This window comes from Winogradskyella vincentii, from assembly GCF_020166345.1.
GTDB classification, from domain to species: Bacteria; Bacteroidota; Bacteroidia; order Flavobacteriales; family Flavobacteriaceae; genus Winogradskyella; species Winogradskyella vincentii.
The window spans coordinates 79914-97779 of record NZ_JAIUJS010000004.1 but is presented as its reverse complement, the minus strand read 5'-3'; the positions used below and the strand labels follow the sequence as shown (position 1 = coordinate 97779).

Genomic DNA, 17866 nt, shown 5'->3' with positions numbered 1-17866 from the left:
ATGGATAAAAAACAATATAAATTTGACAAAATAAATTTAGGACATGGTAGTGGTGGCATTATGACGAGGGAACTGCTTGATGGGATTATTTTTAAAACATTTGATAATCCTTATCTGAATCAAAAGCACGATGGTTCTATTGTTAAGATAAAAGGAGAAGTGGCAATTTCTACTGATAGTTTCGTGGTATCACCTATATTTTTCAAAGGTGGTAATATTGGTGAATTGGCCGTTAATGGTACTGTGAATGATGTAGCTATGTGTGGTGCAATACCAAAATATTTATCCTTGGCATTCATAGTTGAGGAAGGGTTAGGGGCAAATGAGTTTATTGAAATTGTTGAAACTATAAAAGTTACATCGGATAAGTGCGGAGTAAAAATCATAACAGGTGATACTAAAGTTGTTGAACGTGGTAAGGGTGATAAGATATTTATTAATACAACAGGATTTGGTGAAGTACACCCTAAGGCTGAAATTTCTTCTGATCGAATTAAAGAAGGTGATAAAATTATTGTTAGTGGATATATTGCACAACATGGTATGGCGATTATGTCGCAACGTGAAGGTTTAGAATTTGAATCTACTATTGAAAGTGATACGACAAATCTTAACTTTATTATAGAAAGCCTTTTAAACAATTTTGGGAATAAGATTAAGTTGCTCAGGGATCCAACGAGAGGAGGACTGGCTAGTACTTTGTCCGAAATAGCTACAGATACTAACAATGGAATTTTAATTCATGAAAACAAAATACCATTAGAGAGGCAAGTAGCAGCTGCGTGTGAGATTTTAGGTTTAGATCCATTATATGTGGCTAATGAAGGTGTTTTTGTGGCGATTATAGATAAGGATGTAGAGACTGAAGTAATAGATCTCATGAAAAAGGATTCAAAGGGGTTAAATGCTATATGTATTGGTCAAATAACAAATGATCACAGAGGTAAAGTTGTAATGCAGAGTGGCATTGGAGGAAAACGCATCGTAACACCTTTAATAGGAGAACATTTACCGCGAATCTGCTAAAAGTTTGTAATCCAATATACTCCTATTATTATTGCAAATAGGCCAGTAGCTAATCGAATACCCTTAAAAAAAATAGGATTGTGCTCATTTTTAGAGATTGCTACAATTTTCCCAATAACAAAAGCAAATGTGGTCATGGCAATAATTATTCCGATACAAGAGCCTATGACATACAGAATGGAATCTATTTGCTTATCAAATCCTAATACTGGTAAGAACAAAAGAAAATGAGCTACACCTGCCAAGCCGTGTAGAAAACCGATTGAGAATGATGCCAGATAACTTTGTTTCAAGTTTTTAGAATGACTGTGCTCATGATTATTCTCGTTACTATGCACATGTTTGTGACTGTGTATTAAAGGCTGATTGTTACTATGTACATGTAAATGTTTATGTCTTGCGTTACTATTATTCTTGAAAATCATATAAATTGACCAAATACCAATTCCAACAAGTACGACACCTACAAGTTGTTCACTGTAATTTGATATCTTCTCCACTGGGATAAGGTTTCTAAATAATATAAACAGCACACCGATAGCAGCCATACCTGCAATATGGCCTATACTCCAAGCAAGGCCTATTTTCCAAGCTTTCTTTTTAGTTTCTATTACAAAAGGAGTTACTGCTGCTAAATGGTCAGGACCAGTTATAACATGTAGAGCTGATGCAAGTAAGCCAGCAATTAAAGAAAAATTAGCAATCATGGGTTAATTTGGCGTAACTTAGAATAACTATTTTTTAGATATTCCGTATTAAAAATTATGTCTTCGATGAAGGCTAAATTGCCAAATTTTATTCTAATAATTTATGATAGAAGTCATATTCAAACCGGTTTTATTCTATCCTGACATAATTTTCAGAGTAAATGCGATTACCATCCTCGTCAATTTCAATCTGCTCAAAGCGATCTGGCCCTAACTCAAATTGAAATACAAATTCTTGTTGCTCTTCAATTACCTCATTCATAAAAGCTGATCCAAATTCTAGAACTTCAGTAAGGACACCATCATCATAGGTGTAAGAACCATATCCAAAAAATTCAATTGAATCCGTTTTTAGCAGTTTGCACCACATTACTTTCGTGTCAGTGTACATTTTAATCTGTCTCGATAGAGTATTGTTTTCGAATGAATCTACAACAACATTATCTTGATAGTTATAAAACCCTTTTAACTCCCAAGCACCTTTAAGTCCGTTTTTTTTGGTAACCATAGCTTCTGCATTTTCTATGGTATCTGAAGTAATTTCTGCATTATCCTTGCATGAAGATATAAACACAAAAAGGAGGCAAATAATGATAAACTTAATTTTCATAATCCTGATGATTTAGCTGTTAAACCCTTATAAATTACAAAAATAAACGCAGAATTATGTAGTATTTTTCAATTTTATAATGTCATAGGTAGTGTTAATAACTTCTATGTAAGGATTTAGACAAAAATCCTACTTTTGCTAAACAGTAAAATAAACGAATATATGTCTGATACGATAGAAAAAGTTAAATGCCTAATCATAGGTTCTGGACCTGCAGGTTACACAGCTGCCATTTACGCATCTAGAGCAAATATGGAGCCTGTTTTATATCAAGGAGAGCAACCTGGTGGACAATTAACGACAACAAACGATGTGGAGAATTTTCCAGGTTATCCAGATGGGATAACAGGTCCTGAAATGATGATTCAACTTCAAAAGCAAGCTGAACGATTTGGGACAGATGTACGTAATGGTTGGATAACAAAAGTTGATTTTTCTGGCGATGTACACAAGGTTTGGGTAAATGATGAAAAAGAAATCCACGCATCTACAATAATTATATCTACTGGTGCATCTGCAAAATACTTAGGATTACCTTCTGAACAGAAATATCTTCAATTGGGTGGTGGTGTTTCTGCTTGTGCTGTTTGTGACGGATTCTTTTATAGAAACCAAGAGGTTGTCATTGTTGGGGCAGGAGATTCAGCTTGTGAGGAAGCACATTATCTATCGAATCTTTGTAAAAAGGTGACAATGCTTGTTAGACGAGATGAATTTAGAGCTTCTAAAATAATGGAAGCACGTGTTAGAAATACAGAGAATATTGAAATTTTATTGAATACTGAAACTGTTGAAGTTTTAGGTGATGGACAGGTTGTTACAGGAGTAAGAGCTAAGAATAAAGTTTCAGGTGAAGTTTTTGATATTCCTGCGACTGGATTTTTTGTTGCGATCGGTCACAAACCAAATACAGATATTTTCAAAGAATATTTAGACTTAGATGAAACAGGTTATATAATAAACGCAGTGCCTGGTACTAGTAAAACAAATGTAGAAGGTGTATTTGTTAGTGGTGATGCTGCGGACCATGTTTATAGACAGGCTGTAACCGCTGCAGGTACGGGTTGCATGGCTGCATTAGATGCAGAACGCTACTTGGCAGCAAAAGAAGCAGATTTTGAAATTTCTACATCGACGTATAATTAAATAAATTACTCTATACTTTGAAGGCCGTAGTTTTTACTTCGGCCTTTTTTTTTGAATAATAATTAGATATACGTGTTTTATTTTATTGAATTCTTATTATTTAATTGAGATATGATAAATATCATAATATTTGAAAGAATTTATGTAAACCTTTGTATACATAAAATCGAGAGATACGATGACATCAATTAAATTTAAAAGCCCATTTTCACTTATCTTTTTTGTACATCTCTTATACAGCCTATCATTAGACTGCCAAACATATATACTTAACAATGATACTTCTATTTTAGAAGTTCATGGCACTTCGTCATTGCATGACTGGCATGTAGATGCTCAAAACCAATCTGGAACTATTACTTTTAATGATATTAATAGTGCAGATATCAAAAACCTTTCCTTTACCGTGCGGGCTGAAAGTCTTAAAAGTGGCAAAAGAGGGATGGATAAGAACACATACAAAGCTTTAAAAACAGACAAATTTAAAACTATTGACTTTAAACTTTTGTCAATTAGCAATTCTCAAAAGCTGTCACAGCATGAATATAAATTATTTATTGTCGGAAAGCTTAGGGTTTCTGGAGTTGAAAAACAAATTCCTGTTGAGTTAAGACTTAAAATTGATAATAATAAGATTTTAGTTGAAGGTGAGAAAAGTATTTTGATGACTGATTTTGATATTGAGCCTCCAAAGGCACTTTTAGGTACTATAAAAACAGGTAATAAAATAAGAATTGTTTTTAATTCTGTTTTTAAATTCTAATGTCAAACTAACTAGAAAAATATTAACTTAAATAAGTTTAAATTATGAAATCAAATCTCAAATTAACCGCAATTATTTTCATGCTATTCTTCGGGTTTAGTATGTTAGCACAAACAAATAGCAAAAGGAATTTAGACAATTATCGACAACCTGATAAAAGAGGGATTAATGTCTTTGAAGCACCAAAAGACTCAGTATCAACTTTTGACGGTGTAAAAGTAAGAGTAGGTGGACAATCTACATTGCAATTTCAAGCCATAGACCATGAAAATGGTGTAGCACTAGCTGATCAAACAACAACGAACACATTACAAGAAATAGGTTATAACTTTAACTTGGCTACAGCCAACTTAGACATAGATGTAGCTTTGGCTAAAGGTTTAAGAATGCACTTAAGAACCTATCTATCTTCTCGTCACCACCCAGAACCTTATGTAAAAGGTGGCTATCTTCAAATAGATAACCTAGATTTCATTAGTGAAGGTGTATTAAGTAACCTTATGAAGTATACTACTGTTAAAATAGGACATATGGAAAACAACTATGGTGATGCACATTTTAGAAGAAGTGACAATGCGCAGGCTATTTACAACCCATTTGTCGGTAACTTGATTATGGATGCTTTTACAACGGAGGTTGGGGCTGAAGTTTATTATCAAAGAAATGGATTTATAGGTATGATTGGATTCTCTAACGGTAAGTTAAATCAAAATGTTCTAGAAGGTGCTAATGGTAAAACAGGTGGCGCAGCATTTCTTGCAAAATTAGGGTATGACAAACAATTCACCGAAGATTTCAGATTCAGATTAACAGGGTCTTTATACACTACAGGATACGTAGCAAGCAACTATCTTTATACGGCAGATAGAGCAGGTTCTAGATATTATTCTGTTTTATCACCAGAACAATATTTTGATTGGAGAACACAGTCTCTACAAAATACTACAGCTACTAATACATTTAGAACAGGACGTTTTGATCCTAGTTACAGAAATAGAATTACTGCTATTATGTTTAACCCATTCGTGAAGTATGGTGGCTTGGAATTCTTTGGTACTCTAGAATTTGCAAATGGCAGAGCTGCTTCAGAATCTGATAACCGTAGTACAACACAGTTAGCTGGTGAAGTAATCTATCGCTTTGGATCTACTGAAGACTTTTACATCGGTGGTCGTTATAATACAGTAAGTTCAGAACAATCATTTGGTGATGCAGATATAGATAGATTCCAATTGTCAGCTGGTTATTTCTTGACTAAAAATGTTCTTGCAAAACTTGAGTATGTTAATCAAAGCTATGATGGCTATCCATCAGATAATGTTTTCTATGAAGGTAAATTCAATGGCTTAATGTTTGAAGCCGTCATTAGCTTCTAAAAATTCAATTTAACCTAAGGCCTTCTTTACCTAGAAGGCCTTAATATTTTTTTATGAGACTGATAGTCATATATACCCATTACTTATTTTTGCTTTTTATAGCTTTATCCTTTAGTACCTTCAAAACACCTGAAGTAATTAATTCTACCATCCAGGTTTATGAGGGTAGTTATATTAAAATAAAGGGTACCTCAAATGTGAATGAATTCGATTGTGTAATGAATATGGTCACATTATCAGATTCACTATTGGTTTCTTACTCCGAGTCAAACATAGCCTTAGAATTTGATAACACTGAGTTGGTTATACCCAATAAGTATTTTAATTGTGGAGGAAGAATGATTAATAAGGATTTTCATAGATTATTAAATACGGATCGTTACCCTGATATAAAACTTAAATTAAAGAAGGTATTAAAACCCAGTAATTTGAATGAGTGTGTGGAAGCTGATTTAGATGTTGAAATTTGTGGCGTTAAAAACTCTTTTGTGGTACCAGTAACAGTCAATACAGATGATAGAATTAGAATTCAAGGTATAATGTCAATAAATATTAATGACTTTAAACTAGAACCACCTAAAAAATTATTGGGTGTAATAAAAGTTTCACCAGTTATTGAAATAGATTTTCAACTTAATTACAAGGTAAAATAAAAATTTATCGCTTTTTCTTTTGAAGTTTAGAGGTACCTTCAAATTTAGTTATTGTTATTGCTGGATTTCCATATAAATAAATTTCACTATTGCCTGATGCACCGATTGTAATATTCTCTTCAACAGAAATTGTGATATCGCTATTGTCCTCTAAAGTAGCTTCAACATTTTTAACATTAAATTTTGCACCAGTAAAATTTGAAGAGTTATCGACTCTGATTACTGAACTATCAGAAACTCCTTCAATGGCAGCATCAGAGCGTTGATATAGATCAAAATCTGCAACCCTACTCTTAATTAATGCATCTAATTTACTGGTATCGCTTAACTCAACTTTTGTAGAATCTGATGTTAGGTTTAATCTTGTTTTTGACTTGCCGTAACTTTTATAATCAAAAGATCTAGAATTTATATTTAAATATGTTCTAGAATTATCTGATGTTTTTAACGTAACATCCCCAAGTTCCATTGAGGTTAAAGACCTGATCTCTCCATCTCCTTTAACTTCAATATTTTGTAGTGCATCACCATAATTCACAGTAATACTCAGTTTCTTTTTTGAAGTAATCCTCATTGTTTGTATAAATGAAAGTGCACCATCTTCAACTGAAAACTGTATAACATCGTGTAAATTATCATCTGCTTCAATTTCTACAGAAGGTTTACTGTTGTACACCACTTCAATTGCAAAATCGCCATTGACAATTAAAGTTTCAAAATCGTCAATAAAAGTCTGCTTAATGGTGACATTTCTATCACCTTTTATTTTTTCAGTTGATTGAGAAAATACTCCAGGCACAATCGCAATCATGAGCATAAAAACTAGTAGTTGTTTTTTCATTTAATCTATATTATTATATACTATTAAGACCCAAAGTTAAATTTTGGTCACTTTTATAGCTGTTTAACAAATATATACAAAAACCATCCCAAACTCTATTATTGAGTTTGAAATGGTCTTTAACTGATTGGTTGTAAAATACTTAAGTGTTTAAAGTAATTAAACTATAACACTTTAATTGATTGATTTATTCTTTGATTACACTACCTGATGAACTATCAGATTTATCGACTTTCTCTGGATTGCCAGAATACCTAATATCTGCACCACTTGTGGCTCTGGCTGTTAATTCTTTAGTAGTATTAACAGAGATGTCTGCGCCACTAGTTGCCTTAACTCTAGTTTTTACTGCTCTAAGGTTAGATGCTCTGATATCACTTCCGCTTGTAGCTTCTGCTATCAGAACGTTGGTTGTGCCACTAAGTCTAATGTCGCTACCGCTTGTAGAATGACAGTTTAAGGATTCTGTTTTGACATCTAATCTTATATCACTACCACTGGTAGAATTTAATTCTAGTTCATCAACTTCAATCACATTTGTAGATCTAACTTCACTACCACTAGTTGCTTTTATAGCTTCAAGATCTGTGATTCCAAGTAATATTTTTCTAGAGGATGCACGTCTGATATTTTCAGTGGTGTAAATTTTTAAAACATTGTTTTCTACTTCTGTCATTATAAGTTCATGCAGATTTTCATCTGCTTCAACTGTTAGGTCTACAGAATTACCCTGTGTTATATAAAGGTCTAATCCTTGACTAACCTTAATACTTTTAAAGTCATCTGAGATATTTCTATCTGAACTGATAACTTTACCATTCCCATCGACTCCTATGCCGAAGTTTGTGTCCATGATACAGGATACCATTAATAAACTAATGATGCTTGTAATAATAATTCTTACTAGTGTGCTCATGATTTCTTTTTTTTGATTGAAAATTGATTTAGTTAAAATCGTTTTTTGATTGATTGATAGTTCAAATTTATAACGTAGGTTCTTTAGATTGAATTAAATAGGACCGAATTGTCAATAATTGTGTCTCAATTGTCGTTTACTTCAATATTAACACCTTCTTCTTCATTGATTTGAATACTTACGTCTGGTTTTTCTTCTGTAATAATTTGGTTATTATCTGAGTTCGTCTCATCTGAATTTTCATCTTCTTCTTCTTCTTCTTCGATCTCACAATCTAAACATTCAGTACCATCCTCTATAATTTTCAAATACTGTTCTTCCATCCCGTTATCTAAAATATCATTGTAATAACTTGAATTTCTGTGAAAACTATAGGTGTTGTCATCTGCATAAATAACTGCTCCCTCAGGAACATATAATATCACCATTACTTCTTGTTCGCTGAATTTATTTTCAATATCAGTTGTTAAATAAGAACTAAGGTCTAGTTTTCCATCATTTAGCGCATAGCTATAATTGATGTTTTCAGCTCTATTTCGTGCGATGTCATAACTGCTTCCTCGAGCTTGTTTTTCAATAACCATAGAGGCTAACGAATCTTTGGTAGATCTAACTACCAATCTAATATCTGAGGATATAATAGTGCGACCATTTTCATCTTCCACAAGTCTATAATTATTGTTGCGTCTGTAATAGTATCCATCGTAATTACTATCACTTACCATATTAATTTTTAAGGTGTCATTAGCAGTAACATCTAATTGTTCTTTTACCGTAAATTTTGCATCAAAGGCATGTTCAGTGGCCTGTTTTACTCCGATAACAAATAATCCGATTATTGCCATGAGCCAGATACCAAGTAATGTAAACTTGGCAACATTCCCTATAGACTTTAAGTTGTTTACTAGGATTTTAAGACCTAAGTAGAACACAAAAAAGAATGGAATACCAATGGCAAAGAATATAAGCATAGACATTAACCACAGAGGAATATTGGCTGAGTTTGCGGCATCAATAAAATCCATACCAGGGAAATGTACAGCATCAGTTATTCCAACAGTGAAAAATGCAACTATTAAACTTATCAAAGTACTAATACCTACAATAATTAAAATAACTCCAATGAACTTTGCAATAACTTTTAGGAAAAACATAATGATGGTTCCTAGTGTGTCAAAGAAATTCTGCGAACTAGATTTTAGCTTATTACCTTGTTTCTGAAAATCTACATTTTTGACCGTTTCTGAAATATTGTCTGAAACAGAATCAATTCCTTCCTTAATTTTTTCTCCGTGCTTTTTTAAATCTACATTCCTTACTTTTTCGGATACAGTATCAATACCGTCTTTAATTTTTTTTTCAATGTTGGTAATATTCACAGGATCACCAGTCATTGTTAGTTTTTCTGCTGTGGTCACAGCTTCTGGCACTAAGGCCCAAAAAATTAAATATATAAGTATAAAAGTACCACCAGATCCAATGGTTAAAAGAATCCAAAGTAAACGCATCCAAATTGCATCTATTCCAAAATAGTGGCTCAATCCTGCTGCTACACCTCCAATATAAGAGTTATCCGTATCTCTAAATAATTTTTTAGTTGGTCTAGAGCTATAAGATTGTCTTGGTTGAGGTTCATCTTCAAATATTTCGTCATCTACCAAATAATCCTCTGGTTGTCCCATTATCGTAATGACTTCGTCGACCAACTTTATTCCTACGACTTGTTTTTCATTTTGAATACGTTCTGAGAATAATTCGGCAATACGTGCCTCTATATCTGAAATAATTTCTGATCGTCCTTGAGAGTCTGTAAATGAACGTTTTATAGCCTCAAGATAGCGTGATAATTTAAGATATGCATCTTCATCTATATGGAAGAATACACCTGCTAAATTTATATTGACTGTTTTATTCATTTTTTTGTTGTTTTTGTACTTGTTACTAGGTTAACTGCATTTTGTAATTCACTCCAAGTAGTGTTTAATTCATTCAGAAACAATTTACCTGTTTCCGTAAGACCATAATATTTTCTTGGTGGTCCAGATGTGGATTCTTCCCAACGGTAATTGAGTAATCCAGCATTTTTCAATCTTGTAAGCAAAGGATAAATTGTTCCTTCAACTACAAGCATTTTTGCGTCCTTTAGTGTTCCGAGAATCTCTGCAACATAGGCATCTTCGTCCTTTAAAATAGACAAGATGCAATATTCCAGGACACCTTTACGCATTTGTGCTTTTGTGTTTTCTATTTTCATATTAATAGTATCTTAAATTCGATTAAACTGTTCATTTTTTGATTGATTATGATGATTTATATGCTATTTCAAAAAGTTAATTGTTAATGGATAATTGTACAATTGCCCATCTCTGGCAGAAATACTGGCCTTTACAATAAGTGCTAGTTCAATGATAAATGCTATTACTGCTAAAACACCTAATCCACCACCAATATATAATAGAGGAGAAGGCTCGCCAATGTTGATATGGAAATTGTTAAATCCTCTAAAATCAAATACACTCATACCATCAAATAATTTAAAGATGAAAAAGGGTACACTAATAGTTCCTATAATTATGGCATATAGAAATATGCTAATTTGAAAATTTATGGCTTGTTTACCATGCTTATCTACAAACTCCGATTTATTCTTATTTGCGGCCCATAAAACTATAGGGCCAATAAAATTTCCAAATGGGATAATAAACCTTGAAAATGTCGAAAGGTGTATAAATGTTGCTAAATTTTTATAGTGATTATCTATCATTTTTAAAAGTATATAATAGTTGCTTATACAAATATATGTCTTTTAACAGGTATTATGTTACGCATAGTACTAAAAATTAACATATTTTTAACATTAGTGCAACTTGTATATTTACTTTATTTTAGTCTTATAATATGTGATAAATGAAAATAACACCTTCTAAACTCAATACCTTTTTACTTTTTAAATTACCTGCTGCATATCTAACAGGAGTAAGGACTAAGACATTAACCGATTCTACTTGTATTGTATCAGTTAAACATCGGTGGATCAATCAAAATCCTTTTAAATCTATGTTTTGGGCAGTACAGGGTATGGCGGCAGAACTCACTACTGGTGCCTTAGTCATGAAGAAGATAAAGGAAAGTGGTAAGAACATTTCAATGTTAGTTGCAAATAATAATGCTTCCTTCACAAAGAAAGCTACGGGCAGAATTAAGTTTACATGTGATGAAGGGTTGAAAATAAATGAAGCCATTGACAAGGCAATCAAAACCGGTGAGGGACAAACAGTATGGTTAAATGCAAATGGAATTAATGAAGAAGGCATACAAGTTTCCTCCTTTAATTTTGAATGGACACTAAAGGTAAAATCCAAACAGTAGTGTAACAAAATAGAAATGTATTCAACTTATTACTAGTATCAATCATTAAATAAAATACATTATGGAAAAATTACCAGATTTCAGTGATAGAAATGCACACGAAATAGATTACCGTATATACGGCGAAGAAATGCAATATGTAGAAATAGAGTTAGACCCTCAAGAAGCGGTTATTGCAGAATCGGGAAGTTTTATGATGATGGATGACGGTATTAAAATGGATACTATTTTTGGTGATGGTTCCCAAAAAGATAAGGGGTTTTTAGGAAAAATATTAGGTGCTGGCAAACGAATACTTACTGGTGAAAGTTTGTTTATGACAGCCTTTTATAATGATCTAACCGGAAAGCGAAATGTATCTTTTGCTTCTCCTTATCCAGGTAAAATTGTTCCTATTGATTTAACAGAGTTTGAAGGTAAGTTTATATGTCAAAAGGACGCCTTCTTATGTGCTGCAAAAGGAGTTAGTGTAGGAATTGAATTTTCAAAGAAATTAGGAAGAGGTCTTTTTGGTGGCGAAGGTTTTATAATGCAAAAACTTGAAGGTGATGGTATGGCATTTGTTCATGCTGGTGGTACTATGGCAGAAAAAACTTTACAACCAGGAGAAACCTTACGAGTAGATACAGGATGTATAGTTGGGTTTACGCAAGATGTGGATTATGATATTGAATTTGTAGGAGGTATTAAAAATTCAATTTTTGGAGGCGAAGGATTATTCTTTGCAAAACTTCAGGGACCTGGTAAGGTGTATGTACAATCCTTACCATTTAGTCGATTGGCAAATAGAATTATTGCTTCGGCACCACGTGCTGGAGGACGAGATAAAGGTGAGGGTAGTATTTTGGGTGGATTAGGTGATATTTTAGATGGTGATAACAGATTTTAGACCAATCTAATGTAATGATAGATAAAAGGTTAGGTTGTAAGAATTCTCTTTTTGTAAAAAAGTTTATTATCGGATAAACACAACATTTAACATAAAAAGCTGTTAAACACTTATACCCAATTGTTTTTTTTTCTAAATTTAGAATATAATTTGAAACAATAGCCTATAGAAGAAATCTACATTTTGTTAAACCTAAAATCGAAAAGTAAAATATGGCAAGAGCAATGTACGAGTACACCAAAACTGTACTTAACAAGGTGAGTTTTGATGTCGCATTATTCTGTAAGGAAGTAGAAAAAGCAGTAAGAAGATTATTGCCTCATGAATTGGAAGATCTCAGAATTTTTATTCAGTCCCTGATCAATCAAAACCCAGAATTAAATCAATGTTTAATTTATTTAAAAGCATAAAAGAAAGCGACTTACGAGTCGCTTTTTTTATTTAGGTAAAGGACTTATTATCTCTACATTCTGAAAAGCAATTGCACCTCTTATTATACCAGATATAACATTATGCAAGGCGTCTATAATCTGCATTTTTAGTTCGCTTTTATGATATATGATACTTACCTCTCTGGCCGGTGAAGGTTCTTTGAAGTGCCTTAGGTTTGGATTAAGTTTTTCTTTTACATCCAACGTATGCAAGTAAGGAAGAAGTGTCATGCCTAGGCCTTCATTAGAAAGCTTAATCAAGGTTTCAATACTGCCACTCTCTAACTGAAAACTATCGTCTATCTGATCTTTAAATGATTTACATAGATTTATAACACCATCTCTAAAACAGTGACCATCCTCTAATAATAGCATATCGTCAATATCAAGATCGGAAACTTCAATAGTTTTTTTATCTCTTAATCTGTGATTGTTTGGCACATAGGCAACAAAAGGTTCATAGTACAATACACGTTCCTTAATATTATCGCTCTCTAATGGCGTTGCGGCAATTGCAGCATCTAAATGGCCATCACTAATTCTAGTCAAAATTTCTTCAGTAGTAAGCTCTTCAATTTTCAGTTTTACTTTTGGATATTTCTTAATGAAATTCTGTAAAAACATTGGCAATAGGGTTGGCATAACCGTTGGAATAATACCAAGTCTAAATTCTCCACCAATGAATCCTTTTTGTTGGTCTACAATATCTTGAATCCGTTCCGCTTCATTCACAATGTTTCTAGCCTGAAATACAATTTTTCTGCCAACTTCGGTTAATTCAATAGGTTTTTTACCTCTATCAAAAATTACAACATCTAATTCATCTTCTAATTTCTGAATTTGAGTACTTAATGTTGGTTGTGTAACAAAACACTTTTCTGCAGCTTTAGTAAAGTTCTTATGTTCTGCTATGGATAAAGCATACTTTAATTGCGTAATTGTCATTATTATAAATTTAGACTATAAAATTACAAAAAGTATTGTCAAAATCTATGGGAAAAACTTCAAATAAAAAGACTGCCATGGTAGACAGTCTTTTACTTTTTGATTGATTTAGTTTTCTGATTGATGTTACATTTTTAGAATCGAATATTAAGCTCGAGGTCTTTGTCTTCAACTTTAAATTTTGAGTCTTCGTATTGAGGAGGACCAAATGCCATTGCATTGTTAGATGTACCGAATCCTTCTATTGGCATACCATTTTCGCTATAGTCCATTCTGCCATTTTCATTGACATCGTGTAAGCCAAGGATTGCATACTCACCAGGTTGCACATTGTCAAATGTTACCTTTACTTTTCCATCTTTAATAGTACTTGCAACATTCAATATACCATCACTTTTCATAAAAGTATCTTTAGTATGAAGTGCAAATGCGGCAATACCCTTATCACTGGTTAAATTATCTACAGTAACAGTTATTGTTATACCATTTTCTTGAGAATATCCTAAAAAGGCAGTCAGAGTAAATACGATAGTTAAAATTAAATTTTTCATGATAATAATGTTTAATGGTTAATGATTGATGATTCAAATATCCATCTAAACATTGTGATATTATAAATGTATATACCGAATTGTAATATTAGCAAGACGAATTGTAAAAAAGATGCTGAAATGCTAAAACTAAAGTTAGTCTAAATTTAATATAGCGTTTAAAGCAATCCTCTTGCCTTAATTTCTAAATACTTGTTGATTGTGTTAATCGTAAGTTTTTCAGGAGGTGTCAAAATGGTCTGGATTCCATGTTTCTGTAATTCTTTTACCATCAAGCGCTTTTCAAAAGCAAATTTCTCTGCAATGGTTTTATGGTAAATGGATTGCAAATCTTCAGTATTTTCTTTAATAATGTTATCTAACTCCGTGTTTTCAAATAATACGACAACAAGCATGTGTTTTTTTGATATGGCCTGTAGATAAGGCATTTGTCGTTTAAGCGCACTTACATGTTCAAAATTAGTATAAAGTAAGATTAAGCTACGGTGTGTTACTTTTCGTTTTAATTGGGCATATAAAAGCCCAAAATCACTGTCGTTAAACTGGGTGTCAATGTTATAAAGTGTTTCTAGTATTCGGTTTAAATAGGTGATCTTGTGAAGTGCAGGTAGAAAAGATTCAATTTTTTTAGAAAACGAAAGCATTCCTACTTTATCATGTTTCTTTAGAGCAACATTACTAAAGGCCAAAGTAGAATTAATGGCATAGTCTAATAGTTTTAATCCGTCAAATGGCATTTTCATTACCCTTCCTGTATCTATTACAGAATATATTGGTTGGGACTTTTCGTCTTGGTATTGATTGACCATTAACTCACCATGCTTGGCTGTAGCTTTCCAATTAACTGTTCTAAAGTCATCACCGAGCACATATTCTTTAATTTGCTCAAATTCTGAGGTATGACCAATACGCCTAATTTTTTTAAGTCCTATTTGAGTAAGTGAATTACTAATAGCCAAGAAATCATATTTCTGCATTTGTATTATTGATGGGTAAACCATTACCATCTGTTCGTTCTGAAACCTATACCTACGCTTAATTATTTTTAGTAATGAAGATGCAAAAATGTTGAGATGCCCAAAATAGTATTCGCCTCTATCAACTGGCCTTACTGCATATTCGAAATTATGCGTTTCACTAGGGTTGAGACTTGTCTTATATGAAAAGTCACGTTTTTGGAACTGCATCGGTAATTCGTCTATTACATCTATAAATGTTTTGAAATTGTATAAGCTGCTTATTGTAATAGGTACTGGGTTATTGTCGCTATTTGAGAATTTTTCTGGTAATAATCGTCTAGCATCAATTCCATTTTTTGGACCATACAAAAGCATCAGGTCGATAAAAAGTAGAACTATAACAATTGTAATTAATATCCATGCAAGTGAGTACAAAACAGGAAACCAATAAGACATTAGAAAACACACTGATACAACTGCTAAATAAATATAGAGTTGCTTGTGTATATATAATGACTTAATAAATTTCATATTGGCTTTATCTTGGTACTTCAACAGATTGAACAATCATTTCAATGACATTTTCAGTTGTCATACCTTCCATTTCTCGCTCAGGAGTTAGAATGACTCTATGGTTAAGTACTGGGTTCAAAGCGCGTTTAACATCTTCGGGTATAACAAAATCCCTTCCGTTTATTGCAGCAAAAGCCTTTGATGTATTCAATATTGCTATAGAAGCTCTAGGAGAACCTCCTAAATAAAGGTGTGGATGATTACGAGTCTTAGAAACAATCTCTGCAATGTATTTTATGATCTTTTCTTCAACAACAATTGCTTGGGTTTTGTTCTTATAATCCTCTAGTGATTTAGTGTCTAATATTGCATTTATTCTAGACTGTGGTGCTTCACCTTTACGCTCGTGATGTGACGCAATGATTTTAATTTCATCCTCTAATGAAGGGTAATCAACTTTTATTTTAAAAATGAAACGGTCTAATTGCGCTTCTGGCAGGGCATAGGTTCCTTCTTGCTCAATTGGGTTTTGTGTTGCCAATACCATAAATGGGCTTTCAAACTTATAAGTTATTCCGTCAATACTTGCCTGCCTTTCTTCCATGGTTTCAAAAAGGGCAGCTTGAGTTTTGGCCGGAGCTCTGTTAATCTCATCGATCAATACAATATTCGAGAAAATTGGTCCTTTCTTAAACTCGAAATCTGATGTTTTCATGTTTAAAACCGAAGTTCCCAGAACATCACTAGGCATTAAATCTGGTGTGAACTGAATACGGCTAAAATCTGTTTTTAAGACTTTGGCAAATAACTTTGCCGTTACCGTTTTTGCAATACCTGGTACACCTTCGATTAAGACATGGCCATCAGCGAGAAGCGCAACAATAAGTAGTTCAACAAAATTATCCTGACCAATTATGACCTTTCTTAGTTCGGATTTTATTTGCTCTACTGACTCTTTTAAGTCGTCTAGTGGAATTCTATTATTAAAATTCAAGTCGTCTTTTAGTTCTTCGTTTTCCATTCGTTATTGGATTTAAAATTTTCTATTAAGGTATTTAACCTTTCTAATTCAATATTGTTAATCTGTGATTTGTGATTTAAGCTATCTATAAAACTGAAAAGCTTTTGGGTATCTTCAATAGTGTTATTGCTTCTTGCAGCTAAGTTTTTAATAAATGTATCATTGATTTCTGAGGTGTTGAGATACATTGTGTTTCTTATATGCTCTAAAAAGTGCTGAACTTTATGGTGAGCAATATCTTTATGCTTTCCATTTTCATAGTACATATTAGCAATGGTCCTAGTGAATTCAAGCGTTTGGTTTTTAAGTTGTTTTACAATAGGTATTGCACGTTGTTTACGTTTTCCCTCAAAAATTATATAAATTAAAACACCAATCAATACTATATAATAAGCCCATTTTAATGATTTAGTATTTAATAATAAATACATTGGTGATGTATAATATTTCTTTCCGCTTTTATAGTATTTATCAAGATATATAGGTTTTGTTGTATCTAAATATGAAATAAGGCCAGCTGTGTATTTTTCATTAGGGGCATTAAGTATAAAGTAATTTGTAAAGGCCTGCGGAAACGTACTCAGTATTATTTCGCCATAACCAAAAGGTTGTTTAATAATATTAACTAGTGAATCTTCTACTGTTTTATTTTCACCTCTGTACTTATCTATGAAACTCACAACACTTGTGTTTAAAGTGTCTATTTCATTAAAATAAAAGAAGGTGTTGGGCCTGTCAAATTTATAGGAGCGTGTATGATCTAATCTTGGGTTAACAAATTGAACTTGATATTCATTGTTAAAATTACCAACGGTATTTACAGACTTTGTTTCAAGGTTAAGCGTATCTAACAATGTTTCTTCAAAATCTACAGCAGAGACCATTAATGTATTGCCAACGTTTACCCAATCGAGCAGTGCATTCAGTTCTTCATCACCAAAGTTTATACCTCCATTGTAAAAAAGATAAGTACCAGAGATGTCATTGTCTAATAAAAACTCAAAAGGTGGTCTATCTACCAAATTAACACTATCAGCAATGCGTTGTATTTGTTCATTAAACACATAAGATCCAAAAGGAATTTTGTGGTGTGTAGCATAGGAGGGGAACCAATTCAATTCCTTGGGTTTGTTCATTTCTAGTATAACTA

The 17866-nt window shown here is 32.6% G+C and carries 20 protein-coding genes; 8 read left to right on the top strand and 12 right to left on the bottom strand.

Features of this window, described 5'->3' with window-relative positions; translation table 11 throughout:
* The gene (gene hypE / locus LBV24_RS09015) at positions 1-1026 is read left to right on the top strand and encodes a hydrogenase expression/formation protein HypE (protein WP_224478321.1); all 1026 of its coding nucleotides are present in this window, start codon (positions 1-3) and stop codon (positions 1024-1026) included.
* Here the strand turns inward: hypE and LBV24_RS09010 are convergent.
* The gene (locus LBV24_RS09010) at positions 1023-1733 is read right to left on the bottom strand and encodes a sulfite exporter TauE/SafE family protein (RefSeq protein WP_224478320.1); all 711 of its coding nucleotides are present in this window, start codon (positions 1731-1733) and stop codon (positions 1023-1025) included. The two genes, hypE and LBV24_RS09010, sit on opposite strands and share 4 nt — an antisense overlap.
* 130 nt (positions 1734-1863) lie before the next feature.
* Positions 1864-2343: a hypothetical protein gene (locus LBV24_RS09005; protein WP_224478319.1), complete on the bottom strand. Its 480-nt coding sequence runs from the start codon at positions 2341-2343 to the stop codon at positions 1864-1866.
* Between the two features lie 162 nt (positions 2344-2505).
* Between LBV24_RS09005 and trxB the strand changes: the two genes are divergently transcribed.
* From trxB to LBV24_RS08985, 4 genes are all read left to right on the top strand, one after another.
* The gene (gene trxB, locus LBV24_RS09000; protein WP_224478318.1) at positions 2506-3489 is read left to right on the top strand and encodes a thioredoxin-disulfide reductase; all 984 of its coding nucleotides are present in this window, start codon (positions 2506-2508) and stop codon (positions 3487-3489) included.
* Between the two features lie 178 nt (positions 3490-3667).
* Positions 3668-4252 (top strand): YceI family protein, encoded by a 585-nt coding sequence (locus tag LBV24_RS08995; protein ID WP_224478317.1) that lies wholly within the window; start codon positions 3668-3670, stop codon positions 4250-4252.
* Between the two features lie 44 nt (positions 4253-4296).
* Positions 4297-5628: a hypothetical protein gene (locus tag LBV24_RS08990; RefSeq protein WP_224478316.1), complete on the top strand. Its 1332-nt coding sequence runs from the start codon at positions 4297-4299 to the stop codon at positions 5626-5628.
* Between the two features lie 53 nt (positions 5629-5681).
* A complete protein-coding gene (locus LBV24_RS08985) occupies positions 5682-6281 on the top strand; it encodes a YceI family protein (protein ID WP_224478315.1) in 600 nt (199 codons plus the stop codon).
* Between the two features lie 4 nt (positions 6282-6285).
* Here LBV24_RS08985 and LBV24_RS08980 read toward each other — a convergent pair whose 3' ends face one another.
* The 5 genes from LBV24_RS08980 to LBV24_RS08960 form a co-directional block, all read right to left on the bottom strand.
* Positions 6286-7122, bottom strand: a complete 837-nt coding sequence (locus LBV24_RS08980; protein ID WP_224478314.1) for a GIN domain-containing protein — start codon at positions 7120-7122, stop codon at positions 6286-6288.
* A gap of 187 nt (positions 7123-7309) precedes the next feature.
* On the bottom strand, positions 7310-8038 hold the full coding sequence (locus tag LBV24_RS08975) for a head GIN domain-containing protein (protein WP_224478313.1): 729 nt from the start codon (positions 8036-8038) through the stop codon (positions 7310-7312).
* A gap of 125 nt (positions 8039-8163) precedes the next feature.
* Positions 8164-9954, bottom strand: coding sequence for a PspC domain-containing protein (locus LBV24_RS08970; protein ID WP_224478312.1), 1791 nt, complete (start codon positions 9952-9954; stop codon positions 8164-8166).
* Positions 9951-10292: a PadR family transcriptional regulator gene (locus tag LBV24_RS08965; RefSeq protein WP_114300844.1), complete on the bottom strand. Its 342-nt coding sequence runs from the start codon at positions 10290-10292 to the stop codon at positions 9951-9953. The genes LBV24_RS08970 and LBV24_RS08965 overlap by 4 nt, the downstream gene beginning before the upstream one ends.
* Before the next feature lie 63 nt (positions 10293-10355).
* Complete coding sequence (locus tag LBV24_RS08960) at positions 10356-10802, bottom strand: DUF4870 domain-containing protein (RefSeq protein WP_224478311.1); 447 nt, start codon at positions 10800-10802, stop codon at positions 10356-10358.
* A gap of 143 nt (positions 10803-10945) precedes the next feature.
* Between LBV24_RS08960 and LBV24_RS08955 the strand changes: the two genes are divergently transcribed.
* From LBV24_RS08955 to LBV24_RS08945, 3 genes are all read left to right on the top strand, one after another.
* Complete coding sequence (locus LBV24_RS08955; RefSeq protein WP_224478310.1) at positions 10946-11407, top strand: DUF4442 domain-containing protein; 462 nt, start codon at positions 10946-10948, stop codon at positions 11405-11407.
* Between the two features lie 61 nt (positions 11408-11468).
* Complete coding sequence (locus tag LBV24_RS08950) at positions 11469-12296, top strand: TIGR00266 family protein (protein WP_224478309.1); 828 nt, start codon at positions 11469-11471, stop codon at positions 12294-12296.
* A gap of 212 nt (positions 12297-12508) precedes the next feature.
* Positions 12509-12706 carry a hypothetical protein gene (locus tag LBV24_RS08945; RefSeq protein WP_224478308.1) on the top strand — a complete coding sequence of 66 codons (198 nt, stop codon included), beginning with the start codon at positions 12509-12511 and terminating at the stop codon, positions 12704-12706.
* Positions 12707-12733: 27 nt separating this feature from the next.
* On the opposite strand, the gene LBV24_RS08940 is transcribed toward LBV24_RS08945, so the two are convergent.
* The 5 genes from LBV24_RS08940 to LBV24_RS08920 form a co-directional block, all read right to left on the bottom strand.
* Positions 12734-13672, bottom strand: a complete 939-nt coding sequence (locus LBV24_RS08940; RefSeq protein WP_224478307.1) for a LysR family transcriptional regulator — start codon at positions 13670-13672, stop codon at positions 12734-12736.
* A gap of 134 nt (positions 13673-13806) precedes the next feature.
* A complete protein-coding gene (locus tag LBV24_RS08935; protein ID WP_224478306.1) occupies positions 13807-14223 on the bottom strand; it encodes a DUF2141 domain-containing protein in 417 nt (138 codons plus the stop codon).
* 158 nt (positions 14224-14381) lie between these two features.
* Positions 14382-15713, bottom strand: coding sequence for a DUF58 domain-containing protein (locus LBV24_RS08930; RefSeq protein ID WP_224478305.1), 1332 nt, complete (start codon positions 15711-15713; stop codon positions 14382-14384).
* Between the two features lie 7 nt (positions 15714-15720).
* Entirely contained in the window at positions 15721-16716 is a 996-nt protein-coding gene (locus LBV24_RS08925; RefSeq protein WP_224478304.1) for an AAA family ATPase, read from the bottom strand.
* Positions 16698-17852: a DUF4350 domain-containing protein gene (locus LBV24_RS08920; RefSeq protein ID WP_224478303.1), complete on the bottom strand. Its 1155-nt coding sequence runs from the start codon at positions 17850-17852 to the stop codon at positions 16698-16700. The genes LBV24_RS08925 and LBV24_RS08920 overlap by 19 nt, the downstream gene beginning before the upstream one ends.
* Positions 17853-17866 lie beyond the last annotated feature (14 nt).

What these genes read in the sequence shown, in the direction of transcription:
- hypE (WP_224478321.1), top strand. Translation starts at nt 1, where the DNA reads ATGGATAAAAAACAATATAAATTTGACAAAATAAATTTAGGACATGGT.
- LBV24_RS09010 (WP_224478320.1), bottom strand. Translation starts at nt 1,733, where the DNA reads ATGATTGCTAATTTTTCTTTAATTGCTGGCTTACTTGCATCAGCTCTA.
- LBV24_RS09005 (WP_224478319.1), bottom strand. Translation starts at nt 2,343, where the DNA reads ATGAAAATTAAGTTTATCATTATTTGCCTCCTTTTTGTGTTTATATCT.
- trxB (WP_224478318.1), top strand. Translation starts at nt 2,506, where the DNA reads ATGTCTGATACGATAGAAAAAGTTAAATGCCTAATCATAGGTTCTGGA.
- LBV24_RS08995 (WP_224478317.1), top strand. Translation starts at nt 3,668, where the DNA reads ATGACATCAATTAAATTTAAAAGCCCATTTTCACTTATCTTTTTTGTA.
- LBV24_RS08990 (WP_224478316.1), top strand. Translation starts at nt 4,297, where the DNA reads ATGAAATCAAATCTCAAATTAACCGCAATTATTTTCATGCTATTCTTC.
- LBV24_RS08985 (WP_224478315.1), top strand. Translation starts at nt 5,682, where the DNA reads ATGAGACTGATAGTCATATATACCCATTACTTATTTTTGCTTTTTATA.
- LBV24_RS08980 (WP_224478314.1), bottom strand. Translation starts at nt 7,122, where the DNA reads ATGAAAAAACAACTACTAGTTTTTATGCTCATGATTGCGATTGTGCCT.
- LBV24_RS08975 (WP_224478313.1), bottom strand. Translation starts at nt 8,038, where the DNA reads ATGAGCACACTAGTAAGAATTATTATTACAAGCATCATTAGTTTATTA.
- LBV24_RS08970 (WP_224478312.1), bottom strand. Translation starts at nt 9,954, where the DNA reads ATGAATAAAACAGTCAATATAAATTTAGCAGGTGTATTCTTCCATATA.
- LBV24_RS08965 (WP_114300844.1), bottom strand. Translation starts at nt 10,292, where the DNA reads ATGAAAATAGAAAACACAAAAGCACAAATGCGTAAAGGTGTCCTGGAA.
- LBV24_RS08960 (WP_224478311.1), bottom strand. Translation starts at nt 10,802, where the DNA reads ATGATAGATAATCACTATAAAAATTTAGCAACATTTATACACCTTTCG.
- LBV24_RS08955 (WP_224478310.1), top strand. Translation starts at nt 10,946, where the DNA reads ATGAAAATAACACCTTCTAAACTCAATACCTTTTTACTTTTTAAATTA.
- LBV24_RS08950 (WP_224478309.1), top strand. Translation starts at nt 11,469, where the DNA reads ATGGAAAAATTACCAGATTTCAGTGATAGAAATGCACACGAAATAGAT.
- LBV24_RS08945 (WP_224478308.1), top strand. Translation starts at nt 12,509, where the DNA reads ATGGCAAGAGCAATGTACGAGTACACCAAAACTGTACTTAACAAGGTG.
- LBV24_RS08940 (WP_224478307.1), bottom strand. Translation starts at nt 13,672, where the DNA reads ATGACAATTACGCAATTAAAGTATGCTTTATCCATAGCAGAACATAAG.
- LBV24_RS08935 (WP_224478306.1), bottom strand. Translation starts at nt 14,223, where the DNA reads ATGAAAAATTTAATTTTAACTATCGTATTTACTCTGACTGCCTTTTTA.
- LBV24_RS08930 (WP_224478305.1), bottom strand. Translation starts at nt 15,713, where the DNA reads ATGAAATTTATTAAGTCATTATATATACACAAGCAACTCTATATTTAT.
- LBV24_RS08925 (WP_224478304.1), bottom strand. Translation starts at nt 16,716, where the DNA reads ATGGAAAACGAAGAACTAAAAGACGACTTGAATTTTAATAATAGAATT.
- LBV24_RS08920 (WP_224478303.1), bottom strand. Translation starts at nt 17,852, where the DNA reads ATGAACAAACCCAAGGAATTGAATTGGTTCCCCTCCTATGCTACACAC.